This window comes from Ochrobactrum sp. WV_118_8 (assembly GCF_039631535.1).
Lineage (GTDB): Bacteria > Pseudomonadota > Alphaproteobacteria > Rhizobiales > Rhizobiaceae > Brucella > Brucella anthropi.
Genome location: NZ_JBDIUZ010000003.1, coordinates 1 through 16431 on the forward strand (window position 1 = coordinate 1; position 16431 = coordinate 16431).

The window sequence follows — 16431 nt, forward strand, 5'->3', positions numbered from 1 at the left end:
AGCTGCGGCATTGTAGTTCAAGCGCAAAACCTGCTCACGGATCCGGCCAAATTCGACTACATTGCTATTGTCGGCGGCCTGGTAGCTGGTGATCACAAACGAGTACGGAAGGTCGATGACTACCTCCGAAGAGCGGCTGCTTTATCAGTTCCATTGATTGGCCTATGCAGTGGGTCACTCACATTGCACAAAGCGGGTCTTTTGAGTGGGTACCGTTGCTGCGTAAGCTGGTTTCACGACGCGGAATTTCTTGCCCAATTCGAAGGCGTCAACCTGGTTTCAAACCAGATTTTTGTCGTCGATCGTGATCGGCTGACGTGTTCGGGAGGGACGAGTACGGCCCATTTAGCGGCGTTCCTAGTGGACCGTCATGTTGGTAAATCGCAGGCCATGAAGAGCTTGCATATTATGATGATCAATGAGGCCGAGATGGGAGAAGCGCCGCAACCTGGGCCTCCGCTCGTCTATCAAACAAACGACCCGATAGTAAAAAGAGGATTGCTATTTATGCAGCAGACGATAGACGCTCCCGTATCGGTCACTCAAATTGCGAGCAAACTTAAAGTAAATAAAAAACTCTTAGAGAGGCGATTTAAAGCGGCGCTAAGAGTTACACCTTCAATTGCCTATCGAGGAATAAGGCTCCAACGGGTCCGCCATCTGTTGGAGACCACAGATAGGCAAGTTTCGACCATCGCAATCGAGTGTGGGTTCTGTGATGCCTCGCATCTCAGTCGCCAATTCCGTGCCTATTTCGGGAGTGGACCGCAACAGTATCGCGAAAATATAAAGGTGGTATTGAACCGCCCCGGGTTTGCCGGAGGCCTTCTGGTTTAAGTTATGCCGCCATGGCGGGTTCTTCCAGCATGGCGTAGTAGCGTTCCTCAGCTTCGGCCGGCGGGATGTTGCCGATGGGCTCCAGCAGCCGGCGATTGTTGAACCAGTCGACCCAGGTCAGCGTGGCGAACTCGACGGCCTCGAAGCTTCGCCATGGTCCGCGCCGATGGATGACCTCGGCCTTGTAGAGGCCGTTGATCGTCTCGGCCAGCGCGTTGTCGTAGCTGTCGCCGACACTGCCCACAGACGGTTCGATGCCGGCTTCGGCGAGGCGTTCGGTGTAGCGGATGCTGACATATTGCGATCCGCGGTCGGAATGATGAACCAGACCGCCGCGATGAACGGGCCGGCGTTCGTGCAGGGCCTGTTCGAGAGCGTCGAGCACAAAGCTCGCGTGGGCGGTCCTGCTCACCCGCCAGCCGACGATACGGCGCGCATAGGCGTCGATGACGAAGGCCACGTAGACGAAGCCCGACCAGGTGCTGACGTAGGTGAAATCCGAGAGCCAGAGCTTGTTCGGAGCCGGCGCGTGGAAGACCCGATTCACATGGTCAAGCGGGCACGGCGCGGCCTTGTCCTGCACCGTCGTGCGGATCGGCTTGCCACGAACAACACCGTGAAGGCCGAGATCGGCCATCAGCCGCTCGACCGTGCAGCGCGCGACATTGAAGCCCTCCCGCACCATCTGCCGCCAGACCTTCCTCGCGCCATAGACCTCGAAGTTCTCGGCGAAGACGCGTTCGATCGCCGGTTTGAGCTCCAGGTCCCGCTTCGCCCGCGCCGACAGCTTCGCGGGATCAGTGCGCTTGGCGACATGATCGTGGTACGTCGATGGGGCGATCGGCAGCACCTTGCAGATCGGCTCGACCCCATGCGCCTCGCGGTGATCGTCAATGAACGCAATCATCGTTTGAATGGGCGGTCGAGCTCCGCCTGGGCAAAATAAGCGCTCGCCTTGCGCAGGATCTCATTGGCCTGCCGGAGCTCGCGGTTCTCCCGCTCAAGAGCCTTTATCTTCTCGGCCGTGTCCGTCGGCAAGCCGGCCCTCCTGCCGGCATCGATCTCGGCCCTCTTTACCCAATCCAGTAGAGTGTGCGCCGAACAGCCGATCTTGGCGGAGATCGACTGGCAGGCAGTCCAGCGGGAGGAATGATCAGCTTCGTGATCCAACACCATCCGCACGGCACGCTCGCGCACCTCAGGGGAAAACTTGTTCGTCGTTTTGCTCGTCATGGCTCCATCCTATTTGGAAGTTGGAGCCTCCGGCAAACCCGGGGCGGTTCAGTATTGCGATAGCCAGATTGGTTTCAGATCGCTCAGCTGGCGTGAGGGTATCGGTACGTTTGCGAAGGCGGACTCAAAAATAGTTGTAGACGACCAGTCTAAAAGATTCTATAAACTCGCCGAATTGGGTTTTGCATATTGGAATTTTGATGAGAGCGATTGTCCTAAAGAAAGACGGATCTGAATTTTCAGCGCGCTTGGAGCAGCTGGAGGTACCCAGCGACGGTGACGATAATATTTTGTGCGAAGTGGCCTACTCCTCGCTGAATTATAAGGACGCGTTGGCCATCACCAACAAGGGGCCTGTGGTACGTAAATGGCCTATGGTTCCAGGGATCGACGGTGCCGGGAGGGTCATTCGAAGCACTTCTTCTGCCATACCCGAAGGGGCCCAGATCGTGGCAACCGGGTGGGGGCTTGGCGAAACTCGTTGGGGTTGTCTAGCTGAAGCGGTATCGCTCCCGGACAGGTTTAGCACTGAACTGCCGACGGGATTGTCATCGCGGGAATCTATGGGCGTCGGAACTGCGGGGCTCACCGCTATGCTCTGTATCTTAGCAATTGAAAGGCACGGAGTTCGTCCTGAGGATGGACCTGTCTTGGTGACGGGGGCGTCTGGCGGGGTAGGCGGGATGGCGCTTATGTTACTGAAAACACTAGGCTACGCAGCTGTCGCGTCCACGGGCAGGTTGAGTGAGTCATCATATTTGCAAGAGATCGGTGCATCTCGTGTAATGGATCGCAAGCAACTTTCTGAGCCTGGAAAGCCGTTGCAAAAGGAAGAATGGGCTGCAGTCATCGACAGTGTGGGAAGTGTAACTCTCGCAAATGCATGCGCCAGTACCAGGTATGGTGGAATAGTGGCGGCCTGCGGTCTTGCGCAGGGGATGGACTTCCCGGGGTCGGTAGCGCCATTCATCTTGCGGGGCGTCACTCTCGCGGGAATCGATTCAGTGATGGCTTCGCGAGCAGTCCGTCGCGTTGCGTGGGAGAGGATCGCAACCGCAATCGATCGCGCGGTACTTGACAGAATAACGAGCGAAATCGAATTGGCGGACGTCGAAGCGGCCGCGCAGGATTTGCTAGCTGGTCAAGTACGTGGCCGTCTCATCGTGAAAATCTGAGCCAGGCAGAAATTGTGTTGACCACTACTAAGAGACCGGTCTAATTTGATCTCTATGAGCACACTTCAAAAACCAAAAGCTAAAGCATCGGCGCGAAACGAAACGCGCGCCCGGCTCCTTACTATCGGCACTGAGGTGCTTTCCCAAAAAGGGTTCTCAAGTACAGGTGTCGAAGAAATACTTAGCACTGCGGACGTACCCAAGGGGTCATTCTACTACTACTTTGAGAGCAAGGCCGCATTCGGCCTCGCTGTAATAGAAAATTACGAATACATCTGGGCCCAAAAGTTGACGCGGCTGCTTCGAGATCCCGCGGTCCGGCCGCTCGATCGGATAGACAATTATATCTCTGAGGGCGTGCGGGGCCTTGAGAAGTACGCATTCAAGAGGGGGTGCCTCATTGGAAATATTGGTCAGGAGATGGGGGCCTTAGATGATCAGTTTAGAGACCGTATTCTTGCTGTTTTTTCATCGTGGGCCGAATACATAGCTAGTTGCCTAGAAGAGGCAAAGCGTCATGGTGATCTGCCAAAAGAGCTAAATGTTCCGGAGATGGCGAAGTTTTTTTGGTTTGCTTGGGAGGGCGCGATTTTGCAAGCAAAACTGGAGAGATCGACGGCTCCAATTGAGCAATTTCGGTCAGTGATATTCAGGGCGATGGGTGGTGGGACGCAGTCGGAATGAGCGGCTGTTTGAGCTTGTGTGAACAAATCGTCAGGTTTTTCGAGGAGGCTAGTAGGAATGAACGTTCATCGGTTTGGCGTAGGGGCCGAAAGCATGATGAGCCAATCGGAAGGGTCAATGAGAGCGTTGCTACAACCGCGCTCTATTGCACTGGTCGGGGCTTCTGACAGGCAGGATACACTGGGGCGCGCGATGGTCGACATGGCGCGTGTCGGAGGTTACGGCGGTTCAGTCTATGCGATAAACCCCAAGTATCGAGAAATAGATGGGATGCCGTGTTTCGGAAGCATTGCTGAGCTTCCCGAGACGGTTGACCATGTTGTTCTTGGCGTCGGCAATGAGCGCCTGGAGGCTGCTCTTGATGATGCGATTGCCCATGGAGCCCGAGCTGCTACGATTTTTGCATCCTGTGGGGTTCACGGAGATGGTGGAAAGTTACGCGAGAGCTTGGCTACCAAGGCGAGGGCCGCGGGAATGTCCATCTGCGGCGGTAACTGCATGGGGTTCTACAACAACGAGATTGGGCTGCGGGTTGCGGGTTATCCCGCTCTGCAGGCGATGGAGCCCGGTTCAATTGGGTGGCTTGCACAGTCGGGTTCGGTATTCGGCGCATTGGCGCATAACGATGAGCGACTTAAGTTCAACGTAGCAATTTCCTCCGGAGCGGAATTGGTAACTACAGCTGCCGATTATCTTCGGTGGATGGCCGATCATGAGAATATCCGCGTTGTCGGTATGTTCTTGGAGTCGGTTCGGGACCCGGCTGGCTTTGCTGCGGCGCTCGAACTAGCTGCAACGAGGGATGTCCCTGTCGTAATATTGAAAGTTGGAAGAACGGCTGCGAGCGCTGAGATGGCTCTTAGCCATACGGGTGCTATCGCGGGAAGCGACGCTGCCTATACAGCTCTTTTCAAGCGATACGGCGTAATTCAAGTCGACGACGAGGATGAACTAGCCGCTACGCTAACGCTCTTTCAATACCCGAGACGGCCTGGACGCGGTGGATTGGTCGCTATTCACGATTCCGGGGGCGAACGTGAACTCGCTGCGGACATTGCGGATGCCGTCGGGGTGACTTATCCGCAGTTGTCCGAATCTACCAAAGATAAGATTGGAACGATAATCGATTCCGAGCTTATTCCGGCAAATCCATTGGATGCGTGGGGTGGAGCCCGAGATTTTAGATCTGTATTTACTGAGAGTTTTACCGCCCTCGTCGAAGACGACAGCGCAGCCATTGGCATGATGTTCTGTGACATCAGAGACGGATACTACGTGTCTAATGGATTTGTTGACGCGACAATTTCTACTCACAGATGTACGGAAAAGCCTGTAGCGTTGGTCACTAACTATTCGATGGTCAATCATCGAGAGCTCGTGTTGAAGCTGACATCGGCGGGTGTCCCCGTCATTGACGGCACGCGTGTTGCACTCAAGGCCGTAAAAAACATGCTGTACTGGCGCGATCGTCAACGACTGGCGGGACCGCAACGTCCAAGCGGCTGTGGCGGTTCAGAAATAGTTCAGTCTTGGAGAATGCGGCTTGCAGAGGGATCGGCCCTAAGTGAACGTGAAGCTCTTTCGCTTATGGCCGACTATGGGATCGCAACGGCGAAAAGCAGGGCGGTCGCCCATGAAAGTGAACTCGCCGCTGTCGCCGAAGAGCTCTCATTCCCCGTTGTCCTCAAGACCGCGGCCCCAGGCATCTTGCATAAATCCGACGTCGGTGGAGTTGTCCTCAACATCAAAGATTCATCGGCATTGCACTCTGCATACCGCGCGATGAGCGACAAGCTTGGGTTGGAAGCACTTGTATCAGAGATGGTCCCCAAGGGGATTGAGTTAGCCCTTGGGGCCATCTTTGATCCCCAATGGGGGCCCGTCGTCGTCATTTCGGCAGGTGGGGTTCTCATGGAGTTGTTAGACGACAGCGCAGCTGCTCTGGGTCCCATTTCTTACGATGAAGCCGCAGAAATGATTGCATCGCTCAAGATTAGCAAATTGTTGGACGGTTACCGAGGAACGGACTTCATCGAACGAGACAAGTTGATCGATAGCCTAGTGAGATTGAGTTGGCTGGCAAACGACTTCTCTGGTTGCATAGGCGAGATCGACGTTAATCCATTGATCGTGAATGTCGCTGGTTGTGTGGCTGTAGATGCCCTCGTGCTGCCGATGCTTTCAGATAGGGGGCACTGATGGATCTCTCTTTGAACGAACGTCATAAGGACCTCCAGCGGCGTGGTCGCGACTTCTTTGAAGGCGTGTTGGCTCCAATGGAGCTGATCGTTGACCAGCATGGCGAGCTGCCTGAGGAACACAGAGCAAAGATTCGGCAGGAAGTTCGCGATGCTGGACTGGGGGCTATCAATCACAGCGTTGAGGAAGGTGGCCAGGGCTTCACGGTTTTCGAGCAACTATTGATCAATGAACAAATTGGTCGGGCAACGAACGGTCTTTGGACTGTGGTTTGGCAACCGCCTGTATCACTGAAATTTGGTAGTGCGGAGCAACGGCGCTTATATCTGGCTCCTAGCTGTCGCGGAGAAAAGCGAGGGGCTTTTGCTATTACCGAGCCTGGTGCGGGGTCAGATGCTGGGGCTGTAACGACTAGCGCTGAGCCTTGCGACGGTGGTTATCGGCTCAACGGCGAAAAATGGTTTGTCACGAATTGGAACGCATCTGATTTTGTAATTGTCCATGCGCATCTCAATGGGGATCCGGCACTGCCAACCTTGTTCATTGTCGACAAAGCCCAAAGCGGAGTTAGACATATTCGCTCTCCGCAATTCATGCACAACTACGCGCACGACCACGCGGAAGTCGTTTTCGAAGACGTTGCGCTTAGCGAGGATTCGATGTTGGGCCAACCGGGGCAGGGATATGACCTGACCAAAGATTGGTTCGTCGAGGCACGGCTCCAAATTGCAGCTCATTGCATCGGCGCGGCAACGCGCGCGGCGGAAGCTGCTGAGAGCTACGCGCGAAACCGCATCCAATTCAATCGGCCGATATGGGACTTCCAGGCTATCGAATTCATGATCGCGGACATGGCTGTGACGATTATGGCGGCTAAGTCCATGGCGTATCGTATCGCTTGGGAAATCGATCACGTGGACGACCGAAAGCTAATTCACGCGCGGGCCAGCGCAGCCAAACTGTTCTGTTCAGAAGCGGCGGGGAGAGTGATCGACACGGCTCTGCAGATATTGGGAGGACGTGGCTACATGCGAGAAAATCCGGTCGAACGGCTCTACCGAGATATTCGCGTTGACCGAATTTGGGAGGGAACCTCGGAGATCCAGCGATCAATCATCGGAGGTCAAATTCGCAAGCGTGGCTTAGACATCTATACAGGGTGGTAGGAGCGAAAAAATGGTCCACACGCTCCGTCAAACATCCGGGACTACTCTAAAGTCCAGGGAAAATTGGGGGACACTCTTCCTCATTCTCCCAGCGCTGGTCTTTATTGCCTCCTGGTTTCTCATCCCGCTCGGACAGCTATTTGCGCTCAGTCTCAGTTCGGAGGCAGGTCCGCTAGCCTCCTATTCCGAGCTGATAGGAAGTTCGGTGTTTAGACGCGTATTTGTCAACACGATGGTGCTTGCCTGCATAGTGACAATTATATGCGTCGTACTTGCTTATCCGACGGCATATCTGCTTACAAAACTTCGCGGGTTTTGGTTTTCAGTCGCTCTATATTGTGTTCTTGTTCCGTTTTGGATAAGTGTTTTGGTTCGAACGTTCAGCTGGATGCTTCTACTTGAGCGCAATGGCCCAATAAACAATTTCCTGATGTATTCAGGAATCACGACGTCTCCGATCAATATGCTGTTCAATAACTTTTCTGTATATCTTGGCATGGTTCATGTCTTGCTTCCATATGCTATATTCCCGATGTATTCATCGATGCTTCGAGTAGACAATCGCCTTTTGCAGGCTAGTGAAGGGCTTGGCGCACGCGGATCGACGACGTTTCTCCGTGTTTATCTTCCACTGACTATGCCCGGCGTGCTGGCTGGCGGGGCGTTTGTATTGCTCCTAGCTTTGGGTTTTTACATTACCCCGACCCTTCTCGGTGGATTACAGAATCTTACAGCGGCGATGTTGATTGACAACTTCGTCAATGAGCGACTTGTGTGGCCGTTGGCTGCGGCTGCGTCGTTCATTTTGCTGGGCCTGGTTCTGGGTATCCTTGCTCTGGCTTCAAGATTCTTATCACTCGGTTCGATGGTTGGGATGAGATGAACAGTTCGATCGTAAAAACGTTAAGTCATGTAGTTGGCGCACTTGTTCTGGCCTTTCTGTTGTTACCGATATTTGCGGTTGTTCCAGCATCCCTTAGTGACCAATCGTTTGTGAAGATACCACCCGAGAGCTATTCGTTTAGGTGGTATGAGGCATTCTTCGCAGACGCCGGATGGGTTTCCTCGATGCTGAACAGCATCAAGGTGGCGACGATAGCGTGTATCTTTACGGTAATTGTGGGGACAATGATAGCAGTCGGACTTACTAGGGTAGGAGCAACGACGAGAATGCTCTTAACTGGTCTGCTAGTAGCCCCAATAATTGTCCCTGCTATAATGATCTCAATATCGATATACTATGTAAGTAGGCAGGTTGGACTGTACGGAACAGTTCTCGGGTTGGCGCTCGGCCATTCACTTCTGTGCTTGCCATTCGTGGTAATCAACGTTGGTGTCTCATTGCGGAGGCTCGATCCCAGTCTTTTGCGCGCTGCGGCTGGACTTGGGGCGGGGAGCTGGGAAGTGTTTAAGACCGTAACCCTGCCAGCCATCAAGCCGGGCCTTGCTGGTGGTGCAGCCTTCGCGTTCGTGACATCGTTCGACGAAGTGATCGTCTCAATATTCATTTCCGGATATGGCGCGAAGACACTTCCGGTGAAGTTGTGGGAACAGATTAGAGTGGAGTTCACACCAGTCTCCGCTGCAGGCTCAACAATAATTCTAATTCTTACCGTGGTTCTATTCGTAGCAGTACAAATGCTTCGTTCCCGGGGAACCCCAGGCAAAGAGGCGCAGGTGTAAAAATGACGAAAAGTGCTGAAAGCGGAGTGCAGGTTAGCTTTAAAAGCGTGGGGAAGGACTTTGGTTCTGTTCGCGCATTGGATCCTATCTCTTTAGATATTCGCTCAGGCGAGTTTCTCACGCTTCTCGGACCAAGTGGCTCCGGTAAGACGACCCTGTTAAACATCGCGGCTGGTTTTCTAAGCCCGGATACTGGGCAGGTGCTGCTGGGTGAGCGCGACGTCACCCACGTTCCGCCTAGAGATCGAAATATCGGGATGGTGTTTCAGAATTATGCTCTTTTTCCCAATCTCAATGTTGGAGAGAATGTCGCATATGGTCTGAAGGTTCGCAAGTATCCGAAGGCTCAAGTTGAATCTCTCGTCAACAAAGCCCTTACCATGGTTCAGTTGGACGGCTACGCTGGTCGAGCAATCCAGCAATTGTCGGGTGGTCAACAGCAACGAGTGGCCCTGGCGCGCGCTATGGTCATTCAACCGGACGTTCTGTTGATGGACGAACCATTGGGGGCTCTTGACCGACAGTTGCGAAAGCATGTGCAGTTGGAAATTAGACGACTTCATCTAGCCGCACCGCGGACAACTATCTCTGTGACGCATGATCAAGAAGAGGCGATGGTGATGTCTGATCGTGTAGCTATTATGAGTCAGGGCCGTATTGAGCAGATTGGGACGCCCCACGAACTGTACGCAACACCAAAGAACATATTCGTGGCAAAGTTTCTGGGAGAGTCGAATATACTTCCAATATGCGTACTTGGAGAGAACGGCGGCCAGATCTCATTTACAATCGACGGGTGTGAAGGTGTTCGGTTCGCCGATGCTGGCAACACTTCGGTCAAAGGGGCTGCATCTCTTCTTATTCGGCCGGAAGGGCTACAGATTGCTGAAGAGGGCCAGAGCGGTTTGGCGGGGCGGGTTGCTGAGGTTGTTTACCTGGGTGAGTTGACTGCTCGGCGCGTCACGTTGGATTGCGGCAAAGAACTCTGGATGCGATCGATGTCTGCTAGTCCGGCTGACGTTGGAGACCGGATCGAGGTCACTTGGCGCAATGCCGATGCGCGTGTTCTTTCTAGCTAGTATTTTCGAGCGAACGTCAGACCGTCAAAGCGTATTGGCGATCGCGGGTCAGTATAAATGGGAGAAAGTGAATGATTACACGTCGAAATGTTTTGCATGCTGGTGCAGTGCTGGGCGCGGCTTCAGCATTTGGTAGTGCGATCGGTAAACGCAGTTGGGCGCAAGGCCGCCCCTTTACGTTTTGCTCGTGGGGTGGTGCGCTCTCAGAAGTCGAGAAGATGGCGTTTGTTGACCCATTTGCCAAGGAGAAGGGCATCGAGATTGCCAATGTCTCTCCTACAAACTACGCGAAGTTGAAGGCAATGGTCGAAGCCAATGCAGTTGACTGGGATGCTGTCTGCGTTGGTGGATACTTTATCTATACGGGAAAAGACACCAATCTACTGGAGCCGATCGACTATTCCATCGTGAAGGCTGATCATTTGGCTCCGCATTGGCGAACCGAATACGGCGTCTACACCACCACAGGGGCGTCAGTAATTGCTTACAATACTGATGCGTTCCCAGAGGGATCGCGCCCGGAATCGTGGGCAGATTTTTGGAATGTTAAGGACTTTCCTGGCCCACGAAGCCTCTATTCGAGGCTCTGGTATAACTACGAAGCTGCTCTTCGCGCAGCGGGTGTCTCCAAAGAAGAGATTTATCCGGCTACTGAAGAGAAGATGAAGCTCGCGTTTGCCAAACTCAAAGAGATCAAGCCACACGTGTCTGTTTGGTGGACAGCAGGAGCTCAGCCACCCCAACTGTTGTCGACGGGCGAGGTTGCTATGGCCATGGCGTGGAGTGGGCGAGTGGCTGATGCAATCCATGAGGGTGCGCCAGTTGCGATGACTTTCAAGGACGCTATTGCGTGGGGTAATGCCTATGTGGTGCCCAAAGGGACGCCCAACCGTGACTTGGCGATGGAGCTGATTAACTACGCAGTGTCTCCTACCTCGCAAGAACGGCTGCTTCCGGTTGGGACATACGGTCCTATTCTTGAAGATGTTTCCGCAAAAGCCACCCTGGAGCAGGCGAAGTTTATTGTAACGCATCCTGACAACATCAAGGATGCAGTTATTCAAAACGATGCTGAAGTGTCGGCGTATGTGATAAAATACGAAGACGAATGGCAAAAATTCCAGCTTGGTTGAGAGTGTAAATCAAATGGCGGGCCGGGTACATCATCACCCGGCTTCTGCCCATGCGGAATGGATCTCTTATTGAAATGAATATCGATTTTTCTACCATTAACTTCAGAGTAGTCGACGGGATAGCGTACATCACGCTCAATCGCCCTCGTTCATTGAATGCTATCAATCCGCAAATGGTCAGCGAACTCAATCTCGCGATGGATCGAGTAGACAGTGACGACGCTATCAAAGTTGCAATCGTTTCTGGCGAGGGGCGTGCATTCTCGGCGGGTTTTGACCTCAAAGCCGCCGCCGAACGAGGACCCATGGATCCCATTCGATGGAGATCTGTGCTCGAAGCCGATCTCGATCTAATTCTTCGCTTCTGGGATAGCCCTAAGCCGACGATTGCCGCGGTCCACGGTCATTGTATCGGTGGAGCGTTTGAACTGGCCTTGGCGTGCGATATTTCCATTGCAGGTGAATCGACACTAATGGGCGAGCCGGAAGTTCGATTTGGCTCGGGTATCGTCGCGATGCTACTCCCATGGATTACGGGGCCAAAACAAGCAAAGGAACTTCTTCTAACTGGAGAGGATCGGCTTACCGCGACTAGGGCTTTGCAGTTGGGAATCGTCAATAACGTTGTTCCGGACGACGAGGTGCTTAATAGTGCAATCGCAACAGCAGCCAAAATAGTATCTGCGGCTTCATCTTCCGTGAAGTTCACGAAAAAAGCGATCAATAGAACTTACGAGATAATGGGACTTAGGCAGGCGTTACTGCAGTCTCTGGAAATGGACATTTTTATCGAATCTAGCGGCGGGCCTGAAGGCGAGACTTTCAACCGAATACGGAATGAGCAGGGGCTCCAGGCGGCGTTGGCCTGGCGCAACTCACGATCAAGCGTTCCTGGCTGACGCTTTGTCTCTGAAATGGACCCTACGGACGGCTGCGCGCTTTTGCTCGTGACCGTCCGTCATTGCGACGACTTTCAGGAAGCTGGACGCTTCGATCAACGTCCTGACTGAGCGTGACCGGCCATTTTGGGGTCAGGACAAGAGCAGTTCAAAATCCTGCGCTAAGACCGAACGGAGCGTGAACGCTCGTCGCGTATCCGCATGATAGTCTGGCGGCTTGTTGCGAACTTCCTGGCGACGGCCGAAACGCTCAGTCCGGCCGTCAGCTCGACACGCGCATCTTGTTTCTGCTTTTCGCTCAGGATCTCCGTAACCGCCCGGTTGTTACCGCGGATATTTCGCTTTGATGGTAAGCGCTCATTTCCCCGCACGTTGACGGCCCTTGCAACAACTGATCGTCGCTTTCAGACGGACGCGTCGGGTCAGGCTGCGGCGGCTTTGAGGAAGTTGAAGGGCAGGAGATCGTCGATAGCTACGTTCTCGGGGCACTGAGGCAGTTCAGTGAGGACGTGGCGCAACCACGCTAGCGGCTCGACGCCACAGGCGCGGCAGGTCAACATCAGGCTGTAGATGACGGCGCTGGCCCTGGCTCCGTCGACGGTATCGCTGAACAGCCAACTTTTCCGGCCAGTTGCAAAAATCCTGATGTCACGCTCGAGAAGATTATTGTCGATCGGCATGCTGCCGTCCTCGGTGTAACGAGTCAGATATCCCCATTGGTTCAGGGTGTAGGAGACGGCGTCGCCGAGCTTGCTGTCCGGCAAGACTTTTGGGGCGATGTCGTCGAGCCATGCCTTGAGAGCATGGAGGATGGGGACACTATGTTGCTGGCGGAAGCGGCGAATGCAGTGATCTCGCGTTTCGCCGTCATCGGGGATTTCGTTCCGCGCCTGCCTTTCAACCCGATAGAGCTGTTCGAAGAACCGGAGCGCCTGTTCCGGCGGGCCGCCGCCTTTCTTCCTCGCCTTTAGGGCATCGACGAAGCGTCGCCTCGAATGGGCCATGCATCCAAGATGCGTTGCCCCTTCCAGCGTGCGCCAGGCGGAATAGCCGTCGCTCATCAAGATGCCGCGGTAATCGCCGAGGAAGGCCTGCGGATAAATCTGGCCGCGGCCCGGCTGATAATCGAGCAGCACGATCGGCTCGTTACTGTCCTCGCCGCTCCGGTAAGCCCACATATACGAGGTGCTGGCGGCCTCTCTGTCCATTTCCTTCAGCACCTGGACCGTGGTCTCGTCACCATGGATGAGGGGCTGCGATCTGAGCCGCAGCTTCAGCGCGTCATAGATGCGGGAGAGATGCTTTTCGCTCGAGCCGATCACCCAGTGAGCAAGAGCGCCGCGGCTGACAGGAACGCCGGCGCGCTCGAAGGCCTGCGCCAGGCGGTAGAGCGGTGTGCCGTCGACATACTTATGAACGAGCGCGAAGGCCAGCGTCGAGGCCGTAGCGATGCTGCCCGGCAAAGGTTGCGTGGGCATCGGCGCGATCACGACCGGCGTGTTGATCCCGGTGCGGTCGCAATGACGGCAAGCATATTTGAACCGCACATTCTGCAGGACCTTCGCCTTCACCTCGATATGAAGTTGCTCGGTAACGGTCTCGCCCATGCGATGCATCTGGTGACGGCAGCAAGGACAAGCCTTCTGGGCGTCGGGAAGGTCATACTCGACACGCTCGCGCGGCAGGTTTTCCGGCAAGGCCTTGCGGCCGCGCTTCTTTCCCGTCGCCCCTTCGCTCGCCGGCAAGCCCGTGTCCGGCAGGACAACGACATCGCCATCTTCGCTGTCGGCGTCGTCCTCATCCGCGGCCTGTTCGGCTTCATTGAAGAGGCGGTCAATGTGCTTTTCACTCTTCGGCGCAAAACGATGCAGCCGCGCAAGCGCCAGCTCTTCCTCGAGTTTGACGACGCGTTCGGCGAGTTGACGGTTCTCCGCCTGCAGCGCGGCAATGCGCGCCATCAACTCTTCAACAGTCGGTTCGCCGGGTCGACTCATCAGATTCTTGAATCGAAAGCATACCGCAGCGTCAACCGCTCAATTCGAGAGCCCTCAACCGGCAACCTGATATTGCCGCACCGGATGGCGGACCATTGCGTCAATATCGATGCCGTCGAGAATCCAGTGCAATTGCTCGGTCGTAAGCTGGACGACCGCAGCCTCCCGGCGCGGCCACCTGAACCTGTCCTCGGTCAGCCGCTTCAGGACCAGCACAAAGCCCGACCGATCGAAGAACAGGAGCTTCATCCGGTCGCGGCGGCGATTGCAGAACGCAAAAATCGCCGGAGCAAACGGGTCGAGCGCCATCGTCTCCTGAACCAAAACCGCAAGGCTGTTGATCCCGGCCCGAAAGTCGATCGGCTCGCGGTGCAGGTAGACTTTCAGATTAGCGCCCAGTGTGAACATGACACAGCGCTCCGATTACGGCTGCCAACGCATCCACATCACCGCATTCCAGCGTCAGCTTCACGCCGTTCGGCAGCGACGCGCTCATCTTGGCTGGAGAGGGAAAAGATGCAGCCCTTTTGGATTCCGACCCACGCACTCCATCGCAAGTCCCCGGCACATCCCCCGCAGCCATGCTGCTCTGTCGCAGCAAGGCCCGATCGGAAATGCTTTCAATCTGAACCGGGATGAACGCCGGTGGTGAGGACGGCGGCAGGGACTGGGTCTCCGCGCGCTTCTTTATCCACTTCCGAAGAAGGTTCGCATTGACCCCATGCTCGAGCGCAAGCCTCGATACCGACACGCCAGGCTCAAGGCAGGCCGCGACAAGACGGTCCTTCGATGCGGGGTCGTATCGGCGTCGCCCGTTCCGACCGACAAGCCTCACCCGCAGTTTCTGCTCGTCTTCTTCCATCACTTGGTGTCCACCTATTTTGGTGGACACCTCATGCATCAGAGCACTCAACAGCAAAAGGTGCGTAGAAATGCGCGCTTACCTTTGATGCGAGCAACGAGTTTCTCGTCATCGACGAAGGCGTCGAGGAAGTTGCTCCATTCGTCGGCGGTGCGGCGAGCATGGACAAGCATTTGCTGCAGCTCTTCAATTCCGTCGCGGGTCAGCGAAGTTATGGCCTCGTCCGGCCCGGTGTAGACGCTGATGATGCTGCCGTAGCTCAGATTGTCATCGTTGCTGACGATCGCCTGAAGGAGTTCGGCATCGAGCAATTTGCCGACATAGTCGATGCTGAACACATGGGTCACGGTTGCCATCAGGCGGCCTCGGCGGAGATGGCGGTGACTGGCGACCAATTCCAGGGAAGCAGTTCATCGGTAAGCGCGAATTTCTGCGCACCTTTTGGTGTTGAGTGCTCTGCGGCATGAGGTGTCCACCAAAATAGGTGGACACCAGATCGTGGAAGAAGATCAAAAACTGCGGGTGAGGCTTATTGGTCGGAACGGTCGCCGCCGATACGACCCCGCATCGAAGGACCGTCTTGTCGCGGCCTGCCTTGAGCCTGGCGTGTCGGTATCGAGTTTTGCGCTCGAACATGGTCTCAATGCGAACCTTCTGCGCAAGTGGATAAAGAAGCGCACGGAGACCCAGGCTCTCCCGCCGTCTTCACCACCGGCGTTCATCCCGGTTCGGATCGAAAGTGCAGCCTACAAGGCCCTCTCGCGACAGAGCAACGTGGCTACGGTGGATTTGCCGGCGACTTTCGATGAAGTGCGTGGGTCGGCCTCCAAAGGGGCTTCGCCTTTTTCCTCTCCAGCCAAGGTGAGCGTATCACTGCCGAACGGCGTGAAGCTGACGCTGGAATGCGGTGATGTGGATGTATTGACGGCGATCATCGGAGCGTTGGGGGGTAATCCCCCCGCCGAATAACGGGCTTCAAAAGTAGAATTTTCTCGGGCTTTATGATCGAGGAGATTTTGATGAAGACGGGCAGATTTAGCGAACCCCAGATCCTTGCAATCCTTCGCCAGGCGGAAGGTGGGGTCCCAGTGCCGGAGTTGTGCCGCGAACACGGAATGAGCACGGCATCCTTTTACAAATGGCGAGCCAAATACGGTGGCATGGACGCGTCGATGATCAGCCAGATGAAGGCTCTGGAGGACGAGAACCGTCGGCTGAAGAAGATGTATGCCGAGATGAGCATGCAGGCCGAGCTGCTGAAGGAGGCTCTTGGAAAAAAATGACGCGGCCATCTCAACGCCGGGAGATGGCTGGGAAAGCAGTGGCGTTGCGCGCGGTGAGCATTGCGCTCGCCTGCCGCACCTTCGAGGTCAGCGAGACCTGCTATCGTTACAGCGCCAAGCTGAACGACGAGAACGAGCAGATCGCTGATCTACTCATCGGGTGTTGTCACGTTAAGTTTCTCTGGCCGGAAAGGCCAGGGGCTC

Annotated in this window: 16 protein-coding genes, 2 pseudogenes and 1 other annotated feature; of the genes and pseudogenes, 12 read left to right on the plus strand and 6 right to left on the minus strand. The window is 55.1% G+C overall.

The features are described from left to right. On the plus strand, positions 1 to 837 hold an 837-nt coding region (locus tag ABDF71_RS24155), incomplete at its 5' end, for a GlxA family transcriptional regulator (protein WP_500061826.1). A gap of 1 nt (position 838) precedes the next feature. Here ABDF71_RS24155 and ABDF71_RS24160 read toward each other — a convergent pair. After that, a protein-coding gene (locus ABDF71_RS24160; RefSeq protein WP_113334188.1) for an IS3 family transposase occupies positions 839 to 2070 on the minus strand; the annotation gives its coding sequence in 2 pieces (ribosomal slippage) (positions 839 to 1779 and positions 1779 to 2070; 1233 coding nt in all). Then, positions 1670 to 1786, minus strand: a sequence feature (AL1L pseudoknot). (Overlaps the previous gene by 117 nt.) A gap of 200 nt (positions 2071 to 2270) precedes the next feature. Here ABDF71_RS24160 and acuI point away from each other — a divergent pair. The 9 genes from acuI (at position 2271) to ABDF71_RS24205 (ending at position 12088) form a co-directional block, all read left to right on the plus strand. After that, entirely contained in the window at positions 2271 to 3245 is a 975-nt protein-coding gene (acuI, locus tag ABDF71_RS24165; protein WP_454623501.1) for an acrylyl-CoA reductase (NADPH), read from the plus strand. Between the two features lie 54 nt (positions 3246 to 3299). Next, complete coding sequence (locus ABDF71_RS24170) at positions 3300 to 3929, plus strand: TetR/AcrR family transcriptional regulator (RefSeq protein ID WP_454623502.1); 630 nt, start codon at positions 3300 to 3302, stop codon at positions 3927 to 3929. A 57-nt stretch (positions 3930 to 3986) separates the two neighbouring features. After that, positions 3987 to 6128 (plus strand): acetate--CoA ligase family protein, encoded by a 2142-nt coding sequence (locus ABDF71_RS24175; RefSeq protein WP_454623503.1) that lies wholly within the window; start codon positions 3987 to 3989, stop codon positions 6126 to 6128. Next, the gene (locus ABDF71_RS24180) at positions 6128 to 7294 is read left to right on the plus strand and encodes an acyl-CoA dehydrogenase family protein (RefSeq protein ID WP_454623504.1); all 1167 of its coding nucleotides are present in this window, start codon (positions 6128 to 6130) and stop codon (positions 7292 to 7294) included. Before ABDF71_RS24175 ends, ABDF71_RS24180 begins: the two co-directional genes overlap by 1 nt. 10 nt (positions 7295 to 7304) lie before the next feature. Then, entirely contained in the window at positions 7305 to 8177 is an 873-nt protein-coding gene (locus ABDF71_RS24185; RefSeq protein WP_279772890.1) for an ABC transporter permease, read from the plus strand. Then, positions 8174 to 8977 carry an ABC transporter permease gene (locus tag ABDF71_RS24190; RefSeq protein WP_454623505.1) on the plus strand — a complete coding sequence of 268 codons (804 nt, stop codon included), beginning with the start codon at positions 8174 to 8176 and terminating at the stop codon, positions 8975 to 8977. The genes ABDF71_RS24185 and ABDF71_RS24190 overlap by 4 nt, the downstream gene beginning before the upstream one ends. Positions 8978 to 8979: 2 nt before the next feature. Then, complete coding sequence (locus ABDF71_RS24195) at positions 8980 to 10056, plus strand: ABC transporter ATP-binding protein (protein ID WP_454623506.1); 1077 nt, start codon at positions 8980 to 8982, stop codon at positions 10054 to 10056. A 71-nt stretch (positions 10057 to 10127) separates the two neighbouring features. Beyond that, positions 10128 to 11189: an extracellular solute-binding protein gene (locus tag ABDF71_RS24200; protein WP_454623507.1), complete on the plus strand. Its 1062-nt coding sequence runs from the start codon at positions 10128 to 10130 to the stop codon at positions 11187 to 11189. Between the two features lie 74 nt (positions 11190 to 11263). Then, entirely contained in the window at positions 11264 to 12088 is an 825-nt protein-coding gene (locus tag ABDF71_RS24205; RefSeq protein WP_454623508.1) for an enoyl-CoA hydratase/isomerase family protein, read from the plus strand. A gap of 161 nt (positions 12089 to 12249) precedes the next feature. Here ABDF71_RS24205 and ABDF71_RS24210 read toward each other — a convergent pair. From ABDF71_RS24210 to ABDF71_RS24230, 5 genes and pseudogenes are all read right to left on the minus strand, one after another. Then, a pseudogene (locus ABDF71_RS24210) lies at positions 12250 to 12390 on the minus strand (recombinase family protein); the annotation flags it as partial. Between the two features lie 120 nt (positions 12391 to 12510). Next, complete coding sequence (gene tnpC, locus ABDF71_RS24215; RefSeq protein ID WP_454623509.1) at positions 12511 to 14082, minus strand: IS66 family transposase; 1572 nt, start codon at positions 14080 to 14082, stop codon at positions 12511 to 12513. 54 nt (positions 14083 to 14136) lie between these two features. Further along, positions 14137 to 14490, minus strand: coding sequence for an IS66 family insertion sequence element accessory protein TnpB (tnpB, locus tag ABDF71_RS24220; RefSeq protein ID WP_120019434.1), 354 nt, complete (start codon positions 14488 to 14490; stop codon positions 14137 to 14139). Then, positions 14471 to 14944, minus strand: a complete 474-nt coding sequence (gene tnpA, locus ABDF71_RS24225) for an IS66-like element accessory protein TnpA (RefSeq protein WP_454623518.1) — start codon at positions 14942 to 14944, stop codon at positions 14471 to 14473. Before tnpA (ABDF71_RS24225) ends, tnpB begins: the two co-directional genes overlap by 20 nt. 47 nt (positions 14945 to 14991) lie before the next feature. Continuing rightward, positions 14992 to 15300, minus strand: a complete 309-nt coding sequence (locus ABDF71_RS24230) for a hypothetical protein (RefSeq protein ID WP_454623510.1) — start codon at positions 15298 to 15300, stop codon at positions 14992 to 14994. 139 nt (positions 15301 to 15439) lie between these two features. Here ABDF71_RS24230 and tnpA (ABDF71_RS24235) point away from each other — a divergent pair, with 139 nt between their 5' ends. Both tnpA (ABDF71_RS24235) and ABDF71_RS24240 read left to right on the plus strand, forming a co-directional pair. After that, complete coding sequence (tnpA, locus tag ABDF71_RS24235) at positions 15440 to 15913, plus strand: IS66-like element accessory protein TnpA (protein WP_454623519.1); 474 nt, start codon at positions 15440 to 15442, stop codon at positions 15911 to 15913. Positions 15914 to 15963: 50 nt separating this feature from the next. Then, positions 15964 to 16385: pseudogene (locus tag ABDF71_RS24240) on the plus strand (transposase); the annotation flags it as partial. Between the last annotated feature and the right edge of the window lie 46 nt (positions 16386 to 16431).